This is a genomic window from Sphingomonas sp. 10B4 (assembly GCF_035019905.1).
Classification (GTDB): domain Bacteria; phylum Pseudomonadota; class Alphaproteobacteria; order Sphingomonadales; family Sphingomonadaceae; genus Sphingomonas; species Sphingomonas glacialis.
Genome location: NZ_JASJVC010000167.1, coordinates 1 through 898, shown reverse-complemented (window position 1 = coordinate 898; position 898 = coordinate 1). Strand labels below are relative to the sequence as shown.

General features: G+C 62.0%; 1 protein-coding gene. It reads left to right on the top strand.

Annotation, left to right across the window (positions count from 1 at the left end; genetic code table 11):
- The first annotated feature begins 143 nt into the window (after positions 1-143).
- Positions 144-848, top strand: a complete 705-nt coding sequence (gene istB / locus QN347_RS19295) for an IS21-like element helper ATPase IstB (protein ID WP_323494337.1) — start codon at positions 144-146, stop codon at positions 846-848.
- The last annotated feature ends 50 nt before the right edge of the window (positions 849-898 follow it).

Genomic DNA, 898 nt, shown 5'->3' with positions numbered 1-898 from the left:
CTCACCTGACATCCCGCGTTCGCAAAGTGGGGAATTTTACTTTGCCACATGTGGGGAATTTTACAGTGTCATTGACAGCTGCGGCTCAACATCGAACCGGTGGCCGATTGCGGCCGCTACGACAGCATAAGGATGCTTGCCTGATGGAACGCCACGAGATCATGGAGGCCATGACCGAGCTGAAGCTCTATGGCATGCGCGCCGGGTTCGACGAGATCACCGGCAAGGGACTGGCCCGGCGCGAGGACATCTATCCGCTTATCACCAGTCTGATCCGGGCAGAGCATACCCACCGCCAGGCGCGATCGATCAGCTACCGCATCGGCGGCGCCAAGTTCCCGGTCCTCAAGGATCTCGACACGTTCGTCTTCGCCGGCACGCCGGTCGACGAAGGCCGGGTGCGCGAACTGGCCACCGGCAGCTTCCTCGATGGCCGGCGCAACGCGATCTTCATCGGCGGCACCGGCACCGGCAAGACGCATCTGTGCATCGCCGTCGCCTCGGCGGTCATCCGCGCCCATGCCCGCGGCCGCTTCTTCAACCTCGTCGATCTGGTCAACCAGCTCGAACAGGAAAAGGCCGCCGGCCGCAGCGGGCGCCTCGTCGAGAAGCTGCTGCGCTACGACCTCATCGTTATCGACGAACTCGGCTATCTGCCGTTCAGCCAGTCGGGCGGGCAGCTGCTGTTCCACCTGATTAGCAAGCTTTACGAAAACACCTCGCTGCTGATCACCACCAATCTCGCGTTCGCCGACTGGCCCCAGTGTCACTACGAAGATGTGCGCGCTCTGCGCGCAGGGCGGCAACCTTCACGCCCAGCCCAAAGACGCCGCCCGATCCGAAACTAAGTTGAGTGGTATCAGCGGGTTAGCTTGACGCCAGCCCAAGTCATTGATTC

Excerpts from the sequence above, each read along its gene's own strand:
- istB (WP_323494337.1), top strand. The coding sequence starts at position 144 with ATGGAACGCCACGAGATCATGGAGGCCATGACCGAGCTGAAGCTCTAT.